General features: G+C 57.4%; 13 protein-coding genes. 7 read left to right on the forward strand and 6 right to left on the reverse strand.

Going from position 1 to position 14958, the window contains the following annotated elements:
• Positions 1–54 precede the first annotated feature (54 nt).
• Complete coding sequence (locus CFT68_RS13365) at positions 55–1806, reverse strand: DNA polymerase/3'-5' exonuclease PolX (RefSeq protein WP_088845081.1); 1752 nt, start codon at positions 1804–1806, stop codon at positions 55–57.
• A 213-nt stretch (positions 1807–2019) separates the two neighbouring features.
• Between CFT68_RS13365 and CFT68_RS13370 the strand changes: the two genes are divergently transcribed.
• From CFT68_RS13370 to CFT68_RS13390, 5 genes are all read left to right on the forward strand, one after another.
• A complete protein-coding gene (locus CFT68_RS13370) occupies positions 2020–2415 on the forward strand; it encodes a hypothetical protein (protein WP_088844057.1) in 396 nt (131 codons plus the stop codon).
• 71 nt (positions 2416–2486) lie between these two features.
• Positions 2487–2864 carry a hypothetical protein gene (locus CFT68_RS13375; protein ID WP_088844058.1) on the forward strand — a complete coding sequence of 126 codons (378 nt, stop codon included), beginning with the start codon at positions 2487–2489 and terminating at the stop codon, positions 2862–2864.
• Positions 2865–2898: 34 nt separating this feature from the next.
• Positions 2899–3306 (forward strand): EVE domain-containing protein, encoded by a 408-nt coding sequence (locus tag CFT68_RS13380; RefSeq protein WP_088844059.1) that lies wholly within the window; start codon positions 2899–2901, stop codon positions 3304–3306.
• 193 nt (positions 3307–3499) lie between these two features.
• Positions 3500–5080 (forward strand): hypothetical protein, encoded by a 1581-nt coding sequence (locus CFT68_RS13385; RefSeq protein ID WP_088844060.1) that lies wholly within the window; start codon positions 3500–3502, stop codon positions 5078–5080.
• A 138-nt stretch (positions 5081–5218) separates the two neighbouring features.
• On the forward strand, positions 5219–5779 hold the full coding sequence (locus CFT68_RS13390) for a DUF4252 domain-containing protein (protein ID WP_170934798.1): 561 nt from the start codon (positions 5219–5221) through the stop codon (positions 5777–5779).
• A gap of 428 nt (positions 5780–6207) precedes the next feature.
• Here the strand turns inward: CFT68_RS13390 and CFT68_RS22335 are convergent, their stop codons facing one another.
• Together CFT68_RS22335 and CFT68_RS13400 are read right to left on the reverse strand one after the other, a co-directional pair.
• Positions 6208–7674 (reverse strand): OmpA family protein, encoded by a 1467-nt coding sequence (locus tag CFT68_RS22335; RefSeq protein ID WP_088844062.1) that lies wholly within the window; start codon positions 7672–7674, stop codon positions 6208–6210.
• 588 nt (positions 7675–8262) lie between these two features.
• Positions 8263–9558, reverse strand: coding sequence for an aminopeptidase P N-terminal domain-containing protein (locus CFT68_RS13400; RefSeq protein WP_088844063.1), 1296 nt, complete (start codon positions 9556–9558; stop codon positions 8263–8265).
• Between the two features lie 292 nt (positions 9559–9850).
• Here CFT68_RS13400 and CFT68_RS13405 point away from each other — a divergent pair, with 292 nt between their 5' ends.
• Complete coding sequence (locus CFT68_RS13405) at positions 9851–10894, forward strand: glycosyltransferase family 9 protein (RefSeq protein WP_088844064.1); 1044 nt, start codon at positions 9851–9853, stop codon at positions 10892–10894.
• Between the two features lie 370 nt (positions 10895–11264).
• The gene (locus CFT68_RS13410; RefSeq protein ID WP_088844065.1) at positions 11265–12497 is read left to right on the forward strand and encodes a M16 family metallopeptidase; all 1233 of its coding nucleotides are present in this window, start codon (positions 11265–11267) and stop codon (positions 12495–12497) included.
• A 77-nt stretch (positions 12498–12574) separates the two neighbouring features.
• Here CFT68_RS13410 and CFT68_RS13415 read toward each other — a convergent pair whose 3' ends face one another.
• From CFT68_RS13415 to CFT68_RS13425, 3 genes are read right to left on the reverse strand one after another with little or no spacing between them, the layout of a single operon-like run.
• Positions 12575–14290: a sensor histidine kinase gene (locus CFT68_RS13415; RefSeq protein WP_088844066.1), complete on the reverse strand. Its 1716-nt coding sequence runs from the start codon at positions 14288–14290 to the stop codon at positions 12575–12577.
• Positions 14287–14625 carry a circadian clock KaiB family protein gene (locus CFT68_RS13420; RefSeq protein WP_088844067.1) on the reverse strand — a complete coding sequence of 113 codons (339 nt, stop codon included), beginning with the start codon at positions 14623–14625 and terminating at the stop codon, positions 14287–14289. Before CFT68_RS13420 ends, CFT68_RS13415 begins: the two co-directional genes overlap by 4 nt.
• Positions 14615–14941, reverse strand: coding sequence for a circadian clock KaiB family protein (locus CFT68_RS13425; RefSeq protein ID WP_088844068.1), 327 nt, complete (start codon positions 14939–14941; stop codon positions 14615–14617). Before CFT68_RS13425 ends, CFT68_RS13420 begins: the two co-directional genes overlap by 11 nt.
• Positions 14942–14958: the final 17 nt, after the last annotated feature.

Genomic DNA, 14958 nt, shown 5'->3' on the forward strand with positions numbered 1-14958 from the left:
TCAAGCGCCAACTGTGCTGACGCATGACACCGCCTTTATTTTTTACCGAACAGCCTACCCGAACAGGGAATCCTTGAATTCCAGCGGGGGCTTGATGGTGGCTTTGCGCTGGGCAAAATACTCCGCTGCTTCCGCCGCCGACTTGGTGTTGAAGGTCATTTCCTTCGTTAGGCCACCCTTGCGACCCATAAACACGCCGTAGCGCATATCGGCATAGCCATTGGTGTGGTGGGCATCGGGGTTGATGCTGAGCATGACACCCTGCTCCAACGCGTAGTGCACCCAGCGCCAGTCCAGGTCAAGCCGCCACGGGTTGGCGTTGATTTCGATGATGACGTTGTGCTTTGCGCAGGCATCAATCACGGCCTTATGGTCGAGGGGGTAGCCTTCGCGGCGCAGTAGCAAGCGGCCAGTGGGGTGGCCTAGCATGGTGGTATAAGGGTTCTCAATAGCCCTGAGCACTCGCGTGGTGGCCTTGCGCTCATCCATGCGCAGGTTGCTGTGCACGGAAGCCACCACAAAATCGAAGGTTTCCAGCACGGTGGGCGTGTAGTCCAGCGAACCATCACTAAGGATGTCCGACTCGATGCCTTTGAAGATGCGGAAGGGCGCCAGTTCCTTGTTTAGCTCATCAATTTCGCGCTGCTGCTGGCGCACGCGCTCCGGCTGTAGGCCATTGGCATAGTGCGCCGCTTGCGAATGGTCGCAGATGCCGAGGTACTCGTAGCCGTTGTCGCGCAGGAATGTGGCCATTTCGCGTAGCGTGTGGCTGCCATCGGAGTAGGTGCTGTGGTTGTGCAGAGAGCCGCGCAGGTCGGCGTCTTCCAGCAGCCGGGGCAGCTTGTGCTCCTGGGCCAGCTTCAGCTCACCCAGGCCCTCGCGCATTTCGGGCTCTACATATTGTAGGCCGGCCTTCTCATAGATGCTGGCCTCCTGCTCAAACCGCTCCTTCTTTAGCAGCTGGCGCAACGTGGCCGGACGGCCAGCGGGTACCTCGGCCAAGGCTTCCGAGAGGTGGGCTTCGGCGGCGGAGTGCAGGAAAAGCTGGTTGGTGAAATCGGCGGGCTTCACCAGTATCACCTCTACTTTCAGGCCCGAAGGGGCCGCCGTTCCGCGCCATGCAAACGGCCCGGACCGGCGCGGGTCGGGCGTGAGGCCATCCAGGTGGCCTAGCAGCTCGTGAGCCGCATCGGGGTGCTGAGTGGCGGCTACCAGCGTAATGGTTTCTACGGTTTCGAGACGGCGGCGCACTTCCCCACCTACTGCTACCTGCTCGGTTTTCAGGGCTTCCTGCAGGCGCTTGGCCAGGTCTTCGGCGAGTTGCTCAGCCTGCGGATACAGGAGCTTGCCCTGGCTCTGGCTGGAGAATTCCAGCGCGGCCAGAATAGCGTCCTGGGTTTTCTTACCGAAGCCTTTCAACTTGCTTACCTCATCATTTTCGGCGGCTTCCCGCAGTTGCTCGGGGCCTTCTACGCCCAGCTCCTTCCACAAGGCCCGGATTTTTTTGGGCCCGATGCCTTTCACCTGCAGCAGCTCTACCACACCGGGGGGCGTGATGCTGAGCAGGCGCGTGAGCTCCTCGAAGGTGCCGGTATCCAGCATTTCGGCCACGCGGGCGGCGGCGGTTTTGCTTAGTCCGGTGCGGTCGGGCAGGCCAGTGCGCTCCACATCCGAAACCGGAAAGCTAAGCGCTTCCAAAGCACTGGCGGTACCTTCATAGGCCCGAATTTTAAACTGATTTTCGTCGTGCAGCTCCAGTAACTGAGCAGCCAGACGGAAGGCACGAACAAGGGCGCGGTTATCCACGGGAAGTAGAGTAGAGGGCGGAAGGATGAGGGCCAGGCAAAGGTACGGGGCAAAGTTGTAGATTGGCGGCCGGTTGTTGCGGCGGTTACCCGCCAAGAAGTTGCTGCCGCGTCTTCAACACGCTCCGCTTACTAACGCAATCCGCTTTTTACCGTTATTCATCAGCTCAGGCTGTGGTCAAAAGCAGCTCCCAACCCACTACCTTCCTTCCGTATGCGTGCCTTCACTCTCCTAGCCTGCCTAAGCGTTCTGCTCTTGGCCGCCACCTGCAAGCCCGATGCAAAAGCTGCCATCCAGCTGCAATTGCTGGAACGCACCTGGCTCCATGCCCACGAAGAAGACCAGGGCGACACTGTGGTGTACCGGCCGAATACCTACACCTTTCCGCCGTCGAGGGGCCGCACGGGCTTCGCCTTCGACCACAATGGCTTGTTCACGCAGTTCGATATTGCTCCTACCGATGGCATTGAGGGACACAAAGGCCGCTGGACCGCTGAAAACGACCACACCCTGCGCATCAGCCTCGATGACAAGAAAAGCCCCGATTATAAACTGGAACTGGTGTCGCTGAAAAACGACGTCCTGAAAGTGCGCCGCATAGATCTGTAGGCCACTGCAACTTCTAACGCCAACCAAGCCTCCTGTATAGAAGGCTCTTATATTGTGACTTTCTTCCTGCTATGCGTGCTATTTCTTTCCTGATTATAGGCCTACTGCTGGTGGTCAGCGGCTGCAAAGAAAATTCTATGGTACCGGCCGAAGTATTTGATCGGGCCTGGTACAATACGTATGAAAAGGAACAGGAGGGCTTTTTCCGGTTTACACCCGTTCCTAAGGGCCAAGGGTGGCAGTATGAAGGCTTTCGGCTGAACACCGACGGCACTTTCGTGGAATATGGCATAGGCCCCGCCGATGCTGCTGAAACCCGCCCCGGCACCTGGAAAGCCGCTGGCAAACAGGCCTACAAAATTCAGTTTGAAGATGCACAGCGGCAGGGCTACACGCTCTACCTGCGTTCAGTGAGCCATGATGTCCTGAAAGCCCGACGAGAGGAATAGGCCACTCTAGGCCCTGTGTTGTAGCTTGCAGGCCATGAACCATTGGCTTGTAAAATCTGAACCGGCGGCCTACTCCTGGGCCGATTTCATCCGCGACGGCGGCACCGCCTGGACGGGCGTCCGCAACTACCAGGCGCGCAACTTCCTGCAGCAAATGCAGCCCGGCGACCTGGTGCTTTACTACCACAGCGTGAGCGATAAGCAGGTAGTGGGCGTGGCGCAGGTGGCCGCCGCTGCCGCCCCCGATGCTACCGCCGAAGCAGGCAGCGGCTGGGTGGCTGTACACCTGAAGCCCCACGAGCCGCTGGCCCGGCCGGTATCGTTGGCGCAAATCAAGCAAGACCAGCGCCTGAACCAGATAGGCCTGTTGCGCCAGTCGCGCCTTTCGGTGATGCCGCTGCGCGCCGAGGAGTTCGACGTAATTCTGGAGCTCGGCGCCTGATACCTGATCGTACCTTATTCCACGTAACGCAAGCGGCGGCCACAACTGGCTGCCGCTTTTTGTTTTTCAGTTCCGTGTGGAAAATCCGAAGACGCGGCATCAACAATCCGGGCGCTTTGCTCGATAATGCCGCTTCTTCGCTGTATATTAACTACTTGTACTGCCCGCTAGTGGCCTACGTACTTTCTGCCTTATGAAATACGCTTACTGTACCTTGTTTCTGCTGCTGGTTGGCTGCTGGTTGGGTCCCGTGCAGGCCCAAACTGACGCCATAGCCCCGGTGCCCCAGCAACCAGCGCGCTTGGAGCTCCCTCTGGAAGTGTACAACAGCGAAGTACACCTGCAGGCCATTCCCGAAGACAGCAGCCTGGTGTTGCTGGTAGAGAAGGAGGCCATGCTTTCCACCAAGCCGGAGTTTTATTTTCAGCGCTATAACCACCAGCTGCAGCCCGGAGCCAAGCTGCCCCTTGATGTTCCTCGCCAGTATGAGTTCAGCCAGATTTGCTCGGAGGGCACAGATGTGTACGCGTTGTTTCACTCCGAATCGGAGCCAGACAAGCTCTGGATAGTGGCCTACGACACGCGCACCGGAGAGGTAGCCAAGGCCGAGTTTGAAACCAAGCTGGTGCGCCACGTGCACAACCTCAAAGCCTTGGGTGGCAACCTGTTCGTGACGGTAGGCCTGGAGCAACACCTCACCGTACTGCTGCTGGATCTGCACACTGCCAAGTTCAGGTTTCTGCCTTCCGTATATGAACCCTTGCCCGCTACGCTTACGTTCCTGGCCGACTCGGTTACGAAGCGCGCCGAGTTTATCCTGAGCGAATCCAATGGCTTTAAATCGCGCCTACAGGTAAAGCAGCTCTCCGACCAGGGCAAGCTGCTTCACTCCGAGTTTGTGCAGGCAGAGAGCGAGCGAGGCCTCATCTCGGCTCAACTCAGCCCCGGCGACAGCGCCGCCCGACTGCTGGCCGGCACCTATACCCTCCGCGACTCTCGCTACTCCCAAGGCCTATTTGCCACCGACCTGACCGTTGGCACCACCGAAACCGGTCAGCGGCACTCCCTGCGCTTCTACGATTTCCTGAACCTGAAGCACTTCTTTGATTTCATGAAGCCGGCGCGGGTGGAACGCCTGCGCCAGCGGAGCCAGCGCCTCAAGGGCACCGCCCGCCAATACCGCCTGCGCTACCGCCTGCTCATGCACGATATGATTCCGTTTCAGGGCGGCTACGTGCTGGTGGCGGAGGTGTATTATCCGCGCTATCAGTACGGCTATGGCACCTACTACAACGCGGCGGCCTATATGCCCATGTACAGTCAGCTATCTGGCCCCTACAACGCTAACCGCTACAACCGCAACGTAGACGGCTACCGTTTTACGCACGCGCTAGTGTGCGCCTTCGACCGGTACGGCAACCTGCTCTGGGACAATTCCTTTCTGCTGAAAGATGTGGAAACCGGCGAGCTGGCCGAAACGGTACGGGTGCGCCCCATGCCCGATGGCAAGCGGTTGGTGCTGAGCTACCTCTACGAAGACAAGCTGCGCTACAAAATAATCGACCAGGCCGCCCCGGCTCCCAACGATTTGGCCGCTCCTCTGCGCACAGCGCAGGAAACAAAAGGAAAGCCGGAAAAAACCCTCGACACGTCTCAGTCGGAGCTGCAGGCGTGGTACGGGAGCCGCTTCCTGGCCTACGGCTACCAGCGCGTGCGCTCCGCCGACAATAATGCCCGAAGTGTATTCTTTATCAATAGTATAGCTTTCGAGTAGCCGGAAGCTGCCTGCCCCGGAGCCGGCACGCTTGGTTGCCTGCTGGAAACAGACCCTAGGCCACCTTTGCGCAGGCTGCACCGAACGGGATGCCCTCAACTACGTATGTCAGGGGCACATCCTGTTCATTTGCACTCTATGAAACTCCGTACCCTCTCCTTCCTGACGGCTCTGGCCCTGCTTCTGCTGGCTGGCTGCCGCGCCGGTGGTCCTGGCCAGCCGGCCCGCACCGTCGCCGAATTCTTCAACAAGTATGAAAACCGCCCCGGCTTTAAAGCCACCGATTGGTCGGCCGGACTCACGACGCGCCTGCTGCTAGGCCGCCTGGGCAAGCTCGGCGGCGACAGCGACCTGACCCAGGCGCTTAGCTCCGTGCGGAGCGCCAAGGTGCTCACGTTTGCCCCCACAACCGGCAGCGCCCGCGATTTGGTAGCCGAAGGCCTGACCAAGGAAGTAGATGGCCTGCTGTCTAATGAGCGCTACACCCCGCTTGCCCTCGATAACACCGATCGCACTACCGTACTCCGCTATGCCACCCGCAAGCAAGGCGACCGAATCACGGAATTTGTGGCCACCGGCAACGTCCAAGGCGCGCCCGATTCCTTTATGCTGATTTCGGTGGGAGGCAATTTCACCCAGGAGCAGTTCAACCAGCTCACCAAGATCCTGCCTAGCGTAGCCGGCGAGCTTTCCAGATAAAGCTTTCCTGTAAACCATTATACAAACGGCTGCCCTCGCGGGCAGCCGTTTTTTGTTGTGCATAGCCTGCATTCTACTGTACCAAGCGAATAGATATCCGATAGAAAACGCTATAACAAAGTGGTGCCTGTGACGCTCTGCCGCAACCCCACCCCACCCCCTCCCCTGCGGGATAGGGACCTAAACTACTATTGCAACGTCAGCTAGAGAAGTCGTTGTAATGCTACCTTAAGCTCCTCTCCCAGCGGGGAGGGGTTGGGGCGGGGTAAGCCGTCCGCACAGTAGAGGACTCGTTCTGTATAGTGGCCTAGCGCCAGGCAGAAACGCCTACTCCTCACGCTCCACTGGGCCACTCCTGCTTCAGGTATAAGCACAAAAAAAGCGGCGCACCTTTCGGTACGCCGCTTTTTGCTTGCTACTCCGGCCGGTTAGGGCTGGGGAGCGTTCGGGATGAAGAATTCGAAGTGGAATTCTACCCGACGGTTCTGCGACATGTTCTTAGACGAAGTGTTAGGAGCAGCGGGCTCCGATTCGCCTTTGCCTTCCGTCACCACGCGGGCCGGATCAACCTGCTTGCCAGTAAAGTAGCGCTTCACCGAGCCAGCACGGCGCTCCGAGAGAGCCTGGTTGTACTCGTCGGTACCGCGCGAGTCAGCGTGGCCTACCACCCGGATGCTATACTCTGGGTGATCTTTCAGCGCCTGAATCATCTTGTTCAGGGCTGGGTACGAGGTTTTTTTGATCACGGTGCTGTTGGTCTCGAAGCGGATTGGCTGCTCGAGCTTCTTGATAGCCGGATCAATTACCATGGGGCAACCCGTAGAGTCTACACGGGTGTTGGCTGGCGTACCGGGGCACTTGTCCACGTTGTCCATGATACCGTCGCCGTCGGCGTCAACTACCAAGGGGCAACCCGTGGCATCAACCTGCGTGCCGGCTGGGGTATCGGGGCACTTGTCGTCTTTGTCGGCTACGCCGTCGTTGTCAGCATCTGGGCAGCCACGGAGTGCGGCAGTACCAGCCTGGTCGGGGCACTGGTCATCTTTGTCAGCTACACCGTCGCCATCCTTATCGGGGCAGCCCTGCATAGCAGCGGTACCGGCTTCGGTGGGGCACTGATCCTGATAATCTGGAACACCGTCTTTGTCGCCATCAAGTGGGCAACCGGTTTCGTCTACGGCTACGCCAGCGGGCGTGTCGGGGCATTTGTCTTTGCGGTCTGGAACACCATCAACATCAGTGTCTTTGGCTTTGCCCAAGGCAAAGTTGAGGCCTACCGTGTGCTGCAGGAACCGGTCGTCGATTTTGTTGTCGTCGCGGTTTGGCTCGCCATCAATATTGGCGCCCAAGGGGAAGTGCTGGCCGGTCTGCACAAACAAGCCGATGCCGTCCGTCAGGCGGAAGGCCAAGCCAGCAGCTCCAAACAGATCGAAGTACGTCTTGTCTTCGTCGGTGCGGATGGGGGCGTTGTTGCGGTTAATGGTTCCTTCGCGGCTGGTGTACGTGAAGCCCGGAGCGGCCAACAGGTAAGGCCGCACAAAGGCGTCTTCGCTGAAGAGCTTGAATTTCAGGCCTAGGTTTACGTTCACCACGTTCGTAGCGAAGTTGCTGCCGAAGTACGGATTGCCCGCCGGAGCCGTCTTCGCAAACTCTACATAGTTACCGCTTAGCGATAAATCGAGGCCGTCCGTCAGGTAGCGGTTGATAGCAATACCGGGGCCGTACTCGTTGCTCTTCCATTTCCAGTAATCGGAGCCGAAGCTGCCCTTGTACTGGAAGGCGTTGCCGGTAAGGCTAATGGCCGTTTTGCGGTCTGACGTTTGGGCCTGTGCCCGCGGAGCTAGCGCCAGAAGCGTCAGACCCAGGGCCGTTGAGGTTGTCAAAAGGTGTCTCATATGGGCGAAATTAGGTGAACGAAATAGCACAGCCATAGACCCGCCCTACCGAAACAGGACAAGCACAGCTTAGCTGCCTATACTTTCTTCGCCAAATAAAGTTGTATCCGAGGCCGGATAAAACCATCTACACAGGCTCCAGAGGCCGGATAAGTATAACAACGACAAAGCCTTATATAGAGCAAATAGATTATTTATTTCTCCTGAACGCGACTTAGTTTTATATGAATTTTCACAGAAACAGGACTATACCTCTTCTCCGAAAATAAAGTTATGTTCTTCTGAAAACTGCCCACAAAAATCTTCCTTTCAGGGAAGATAGGCCGGTGCAGGTACGTTTTCCGTTGGTAAAGCCTCCTCCTTGACCCTAGTGCTGCCTGTAGGCCCTTTTGCTGCTATCCGCCTGCTTAACGTAACTGCCAGCAGCTTTTGAGAATATGATTTCAGGATTATTTATTTATACGCTTCCACTAAATCAACCTTTCTGCCCACACTCAATCCCGAAATGGCGGTGGCAGATTGAGCGCAAAAAAAGAGGGTGGCCTAGTGCTAGACCACCCTCTTTTTTTGCGCTCAATCTGCCGCTGGCTAGCGACTTTCCCGCATGAGCCGCTCAATGTCATCAGCCTCCAGCGGAATGTTCTTCATCAGGTCCTCGTTGCCGGTGCGCGTGATGAGAATATCATTCTCCAGGCGGATGCCCAGGCCTTCTTCCCGGATGTAAATGCCCGGCTCGCAGGTGTACACCATACCTGGCTCAAACACGCGGTACTTATTGCCCACGTCGTGCACATCGAGGCCGAGGTAGTGGCTGGTACCGTGCATGAAGTACTTCTTATAAAGCGGTGCGGCGGGGTCCTGGTTCTTCACATCCTGCTCATTGAGCAAGTGCAGCTTAATGAGTTCTTGCTCCATAGTGCGACCCACGGCAGCATGGTAGGCCTCTATGTTGTTGCCGGCCACCAGCTGAGAAGTAGCTGATTTCATAACGCGCAGTACGGCTTCATACACATCGCGCTGGCGCTTCGTGAAGGTGCCATTCACAGGAATAGAACGCGACAGGTCGGCGGCGTAATTGGCGAATTCGGCTCCGAAATCCATCAGCAGCACGTCGCCATCCTGGCACTCCCGGTCGTTGCTCACATAGTGCAGAATGCAGGCGTTGGCGCCCGAGGCGATGATGCTGCCGTAGGCCGGTCCGCGGGAGGCATTGCGCAAAAACTCGTGGTAGAGCTCGGCCTCAATCTCATACTCCATCACACCCGGCTTCACGAAGCCTAGCAACCGGCGAAAAGCCTTCTCCGTGATATCGGCGGCGCGGCGCATCAGCCGGATTTCCTCGTTGCTCTTGATGGCGCGCAGGTTGTGCATAATGGGGGCCACGCGCCGATAGGTATGCAGCGGGTAGGCCTCCCTGATCCACTTGACGAAGCGGGCATCGCGGGTTTCGACTTCCACCACGGAGCGGATGTGCTCGTTGGCATTCAGGAACACGTTTTCGGCCTCGTTCATGAGGGCAGGCAACACCGTTTTGAAGGAATCGAGCCACATAATGGTCTGAACGCCGGTTTGCTCGCGGGCCTGCTCTTTGGTGAGCTTGTAGCCTTCCCACACCAGAATATGGTCGCTGGTTTCTTTCAGAAACAGGATTTCGCGGTATTGGGGCAACACGGCATCGGGGAAGATGACCAGTATGCTCTCTTCCTGATCTACCCCGGAGAGGTAAAACAGGTCGTTGTTCTGGCGAAACGCCATGGTGCCGTCCGCATTGGTGGGCATAACGTCGTTGGACTGAAAAATAGCCAGGGAAGCGGCAGGCAGCTGCTGGGTGAAGCGGCGGCGGTTCTCAATAAACAGATCGGGCGAAATAGAGCCGTAGCGCATGGGCGGAAACAAGGAAAAGTGGCACAAACGGAAACCAAAGGAAACCGCCGAAGCGGCCGGGCAAGTTAGGCAGTTCCGCGCGTCTTTGGCTATCATTCAGCAATTCCTGGGTGGGCAACAGCTGGTTTCTAGGCCACTATAGCAGGCTCCTGCAGAGTACCGATCTGGGGTTGTACAACTGCGCTGCTTTCCCGTTGCCCTGCTTCGCTAATGCACACTCTCTAGGCTAATATCTGGCTATGTATTGGTAGGCATCTGCCGGCACGATATCTTTGCAAATTACAATTGCTCCATGCCCGATTCAGTAGCCGACCGCCCCGCCATTCTGCTTATCCAAACAGCCTTTATCGGGGATGTTATTCTGGCGACGGCGCTGCTGGAGTACCTGCACCGCACGGAACCGGCCACGCCCGTCGATTTTCTGGTCCGTAAAGGCAATGAGGGCCTTTTGAAAGGGCATCCGTACGTGCGCCAGCTCCTGATCTGGGATAAGCAACAGGACAAATACCAGGGCTTATGGCGCCTGCTTCAGCAGATCCGGCAGGCCGATTATGGCCGCGTCGTGACGATGCAGCGCTTCGCCTCCACTGGCTTTCTTACCGCATTTTCAGGAGCGCCGGAGCGGATTGGATTCCGGAAAAATCCGTTTGCGTTTCGGTTTACGCGGGCCATTGACCATATCATTGGGGCCGGGGTACACGAGGTATCCCGCAATCTGCACCTGCTCGATCCGGCCTACGAAGGCCCCATAGTGCCCCCGCGCCTCTTCCCCTCTCCTACCGATGAGGCTGCCGCGGCCCAGGCCGCCAGCAGCGCCAATGGCGGAACGTATATCTGTATTGCGCCTACCTCGGTCTGGTTTACCAAGCAGTTTCCGGAGGAGCAGTGGCTGAAGCTGCTGGCGGCACTGCCTCCTAAGTACACCGTGTTCCTGCTCGGCGGCCCACCCGATGTGGCAGCCTGCGAGCGAATCAGGCAGGCCAGCAACCGGCCGCAGGTTATTAATCTGGCCGGTAAACTGTCGTTGCTGGCTTCGGCGGCGCTCATGCGCGGGGCCCAGCTCAACTACGTCAACGACTCGGCACCCATGCATTTATGTTCGGCGGTGGGCGCGCCGGTTTGTGCCGTGTACTGTTCTACGGTGCCGTATTTCGGGTTTGGTCCACTGAGCCCGTTTTCGCGGGTAGTACAACTGGAGGAAGAACTGGAATGCCAACCCTGCGGCTTGCACGGCTACCGCAAGTGCCCGCTAGGCCACTTCCATTGCGCCCACGGCATCCAGACCAGCCAACTACTGGCGGCCTTGGCCGAAAGTGAGGTGGCAACGGTGAGATAGTGAAGTGGTAAAATGGTGAGCTGGATGTTCAGACTGGCCTAGGCTGCGCTGTCATTGCGAGGAAGCACGACATTCCGCGCATTAAGCGGCGTCAATCTTTCCTCTAGCGTCAAGTACTGCAGAAACCAAAAGCCATCCACCATAGAAGTAAGGCCGTTTCTGTAGGCTAGTAGTTGGCGCAACGATAGGGAAGGATGGCTTTGTCCTTCGTCCTCGCAATGACACGCGCTAGGCCACTAAACCACAATCTCACCTCTTCGCCACTTCCCGGCTCGTACCTTTGCAACCACTGGCCTAGCTATGTGGTTATACAGGGCCGGGATACCTGCACGCAGCCGCCCGTGGCCCTACGTTTCTAAGATCCTACCTAATGTCTGAATACGACCTGTACGAGTTGCCCAACGGCATCCGGGTTCTGCATAAAACCGTTCCGCATACCAAAATCGCGCATTGTGGCTTCCTGCTGGATATTGGCTCCCGCGACGAAAAGCCCGCCCAGCAGGGCCTGGCTCACTTCTGGGAGCATATGGCCTTTAAGGGCACCGAAAAGCGCAAGAGCTTTCACATCCTCAACCGCCTCGAAACCGTAGGCGGCGAGCTGAACGCGTACACCACCAAGGAGAAAATCTGTTTCTACGCCTCGCTGCTCAGCACGCACTTTGAGCGGGCTTTCGAGCTGCTCACCGACCTCACGTTTCATTCCGTGTTTCCGGAAAAGGAAATAGAGAAGGAGCGCGGCGTAATTCTGGAAGAAATGTCGATGTACCACGACGCGCCTGAAGACGCTATTGTGGACGATTTCGACGAGGTAGTGTTCGGCAACCACTCGCTAGGCCACAACATATTGGGCACGCGCGAAAGTGTGAGCAGTTTCCAGCAGGAAGACTTTTTCAAGTTCCTGGGCGAAAACGTGCGCACCGACCGGCTGGTGTTTAGCTCCGTGAGCAACCTGCCGTTTTCGGAAGTGAAGCGCCTGGCCCATAAATACCTGGCGCCGCTGCCCGCCAAGCTGGGCGCGCGGCCGCGCACGCCGTTTGGGGCCTATCAGCGCCTGGACCGTACGGAGCGCAAACCCATCACGCAGGCCCATTGCCTTATCGGCGGCCCGGCCTACGCTTTGGAAGACGAGTGCCGGATTCCGTTTTTCCTGCTCAACAATCTGCTCGGTGGCCCGGGCATGAACTCGCGCCTCAACCTAGCCGTGCGCGAAAAGTACGGCCTCGTGTACACCATCGACTCCAGCTACTCACCCTACACCGATTCCGGCCTGTTCGGCATCTATTTTGGTACCGAGAAAAAGCAAGTAAACCGCACTATCTCACTGGTACACAAGGAACTCAAGCGCCTGCGTGAGCAAGCGCTGGGCACAGCGCAGCTGCATACCTCCAAGGAGCAGCTCATGGGCCAGTTGGCCATGGCCGAGGAAAGCAACAGCGGCCTGATGCAGCTGCTGGCCAAAAGCACCCTTGACCTGGGCCGGGTAGAGTCCATCAATGAAATCTTTGACCGGGTGCGCCGCATCACGTCGTCGGAGCTGCTGGAGCTGGCCAACGAGGTGCTGCACGAAGACCGTCTGAGCACCTTGCAGTACCTGCCAGAGTAGGCCACTTGCTAGGCCACCTACAACCAACAAGAGCGTCTCTGCAATTAGTAGAGGCGCTCTTGTTGGTTGTAGGTGGCCTAGCGCTTGAAGTAAGCGGAGAAGGTGGAGCCCACCCCCAGTTCGCTCTGCACTTCAATCCGCCCGCCGGCATTTTCCATAATTTTCTTCACCATGTAAAGCCCGATGCCGCTGCCTTCTATGTGGTCGTGGAAGCGCTGAAACATGGTAAACAGCTTCTGGCTATTGCTCATATTGAGGCCTAGGCCATTGTCCTGCACGGTTAGCACCACGTACTCGTCGGCCTGATGGCAGCTGATGCGGACCCACGACTGGCGCTCCGTTGAGTAATATTTGAGGGCATTGCTCAGCAGATTGTAAACCACGCTGCGTAGGTTTTTCTCTGAGAAGGATATGGTGGGGCAGCCTTGCACATTTACCTCCAGCACGGCCCCCGACGCCTGAAAAAGCGGTACCAGATCTAAGCTGACATCTTCTATGACGCTAGCCAGGGTAATGAGGGTCGCGGGCTGGTCGTTCTCCTTTTGCAGTTTTGTAACCTCCGTAAGGTGCTCTATGGTGCGCTTGAAACGCTCCACCGAATCCTGCATCATATCCACTATAGGCTGTACCTGATCGGTTTCGAGGCTATGCTCCGGCAGCTCCGAAAGAAGGGCATGCAGCAGGCCCTCAATGTTATTGATGGGGGCTTTCAGGTCGTGAGAAGCAGTGTAGATAAAGTTATCGAGGTCGATATTGGCGCGGGTGAGCTGCTCATTATTCTCCTGCAGCTGCTGCTGGGCCTGGTCGATGCGCTCCTGGGCCAGCTTGTGCTCATGGATATCGGTGTAGGTGCCTATCCACTGAATAATCTTGTTTTCGCTGTTGCGGGAAGGTAGCGCCCGGCCCAGCATCCAGCGGTACTGGCCATGCTTGTTGCGGATACGGCACTCCACTTCTAGCGCTTCTTCAGAGCTCAGGCTTTTCCGCCACGTGGTCTCTGCGGCGCTGATATCATCCGGATGAATGCACTGCTGCAACCAGGCCGCCAGAGGTACCGCCTCGTTCAGGCCGGCGTAGTCAACCCACCGCCGGTTGAGGTAGGTATTCTCCCCGGTTGGGCTGGCAGTCCAGGCTATCTGCGGAATGCCTTCCAGCATACGCTGCGCTTCCGCGGCGGCCTGCTCTACGGCCAAGCGGGCCGCTGATTCCAGTTCCAGCTCCTCGTTTTTGCGGTCGATAACCTCGTTTTGCTCCGCTACCAGTGCCTGTATGTGGCTGATTTTTTGTTGCGCCGATAAGTCCGTAACAATCACGGCCAGCACCGGCGCATCATTAAACTGCAGGCGGTTCATGGACAAGGAGAACGGCTGCAACAATGCATTTCGGGTTTGTAGCGGCAGCTCGCCGCGGCTTTTGCCAGCCCAGCCTTCTTCCAGTAAGCTCGCCCAGTAGGCGTGAAAAGCAGCCGGAATAAACGCTTCAAACGAGCTACCAATTACTTCTTCCAGCGCGTACTGCAGCCAGCTGGCCAGGCAGGCATTGCAGTAGAGAACCGTAGCATCATCGCTTAGGAGCAGCGCCCCTTCGTTCATCTGCTCAATGAGGGTGCGGTAACCTTGGTCGGCGCTTTGGAGGGTAAAAATCTGCGGTCCATCGGCTCCCTGAACGGCCAGGGCATCTACGGCGCCGGTCCGGATAGCGGAAATAAGCTCCTCCGCTTCCTCCAGTTGCCGCCGTAGTTCCTCGTTTTTCCTGACTAAGTCAGCATATAGCTCCGCAGACTTCTCACTCATGGTTGTGGCGAAGGGGGCAGTTCTGGCAAACCAAGGGCCGCCAATACCCGTGTCCGCTCCGAGAGGTCACCGATCAGGCGCCGGGCAGGCAACGGCAATTTCTTGATGAGCGTGGGCGCCGCCACAATCTGGTCCTGCATGGCTAGCTCGGGTTGTTGATAGATATCCATGATAAGCAACTCGTAACGCCCTTTCAGGTGCAACTCACAAATTTCTTTGATGTTACGAACTGCCCTGGTAGAGTTGGGAGTGGCTCCTGTAATATATAAATGAAATATATACTCAGCTGGCGTCTCCTCCTCCCCAGTGGCTACTGGGGTAAAGTTATTTCCCATCAACCGCCCGAATATCCAATCCTACCAATACCCGCTCCTGATTCGACAGGTCTCCGATGATTTTACGGATCGGGACGGGCACTTTCCGCACTAGCGTCGGGATGGCCAGAATCTGGTCGCCGGCGGCTAGCTGGGGGTTTTGCAACAGGTCAATCACTTCCAGCTGGTAGCGGCCTTTCAGAAATTCCTCGCAGTATTTCTTCAGGTTGGCCAGGGCCGTCACCGATTTGGGGGTTTGGCCCGCAACGTATAGGCGCAGCTCCCAGGTTTCTTCTGCGGGTGAGGGCGAGGCAGTAGGGTCGACTTCAGTCATCATGCCGATTGTGTTAAAGG

Origin of the sequence: Hymenobacter gelipurpurascens, assembly GCF_900187375.1 — a bacterium.
Taxonomy (GTDB): Bacteria; Bacteroidota; Bacteroidia; order Cytophagales; family Hymenobacteraceae; genus Hymenobacter; species Hymenobacter gelipurpurascens.

Bases quoted from the DNA above. Each gene is read 5' to 3' on its own strand.
- CFT68_RS13390 (WP_170934798.1), top strand. From the start codon at position 5,219: ATGAAACTCCGTACCCTCTCCTTCCTGACGGCTCTGGCCCTGCTTCTG.
- CFT68_RS13405 (WP_088844064.1), top strand. From the start codon at position 9,851: ATGCCCGATTCAGTAGCCGACCGCCCCGCCATTCTGCTTATCCAAACA.
- CFT68_RS13380 (WP_088844059.1), top strand. From the start codon at position 2,899: ATGAACCATTGGCTTGTAAAATCTGAACCGGCGGCCTACTCCTGGGCC.
- CFT68_RS13420 (WP_088844067.1), bottom strand. From the start codon at position 14,625: ATGGGAAATAACTTTACCCCAGTAGCCACTGGGGAGGAGGAGACGCCA.
- CFT68_RS13370 (WP_088844057.1), top strand. From the start codon at position 2,020: ATGCGTGCCTTCACTCTCCTAGCCTGCCTAAGCGTTCTGCTCTTGGCC.
- CFT68_RS13410 (WP_088844065.1), top strand. From the start codon at position 11,265: ATGTCTGAATACGACCTGTACGAGTTGCCCAACGGCATCCGGGTTCTG.
- CFT68_RS13385 (WP_088844060.1), top strand. From the start codon at position 3,500: ATGAAATACGCTTACTGTACCTTGTTTCTGCTGCTGGTTGGCTGCTGG.
- CFT68_RS22335 (WP_088844062.1), bottom strand. From the start codon at position 7,674: ATGAGACACCTTTTGACAACCTCAACGGCCCTGGGTCTGACGCTTCTG.
- CFT68_RS13425 (WP_088844068.1), bottom strand. From the start codon at position 14,941: ATGATGACTGAAGTCGACCCTACTGCCTCGCCCTCACCCGCAGAAGAA.
- CFT68_RS13415 (WP_088844066.1), bottom strand. From the start codon at position 14,290: ATGAGTGAGAAGTCTGCGGAGCTATATGCTGACTTAGTCAGGAAAAAC.
- CFT68_RS13400 (WP_088844063.1), bottom strand. From the start codon at position 9,558: ATGCGCTACGGCTCTATTTCGCCCGATCTGTTTATTGAGAACCGCCGC.
- CFT68_RS13375 (WP_088844058.1), top strand. From the start codon at position 2,487: ATGCGTGCTATTTCTTTCCTGATTATAGGCCTACTGCTGGTGGTCAGC.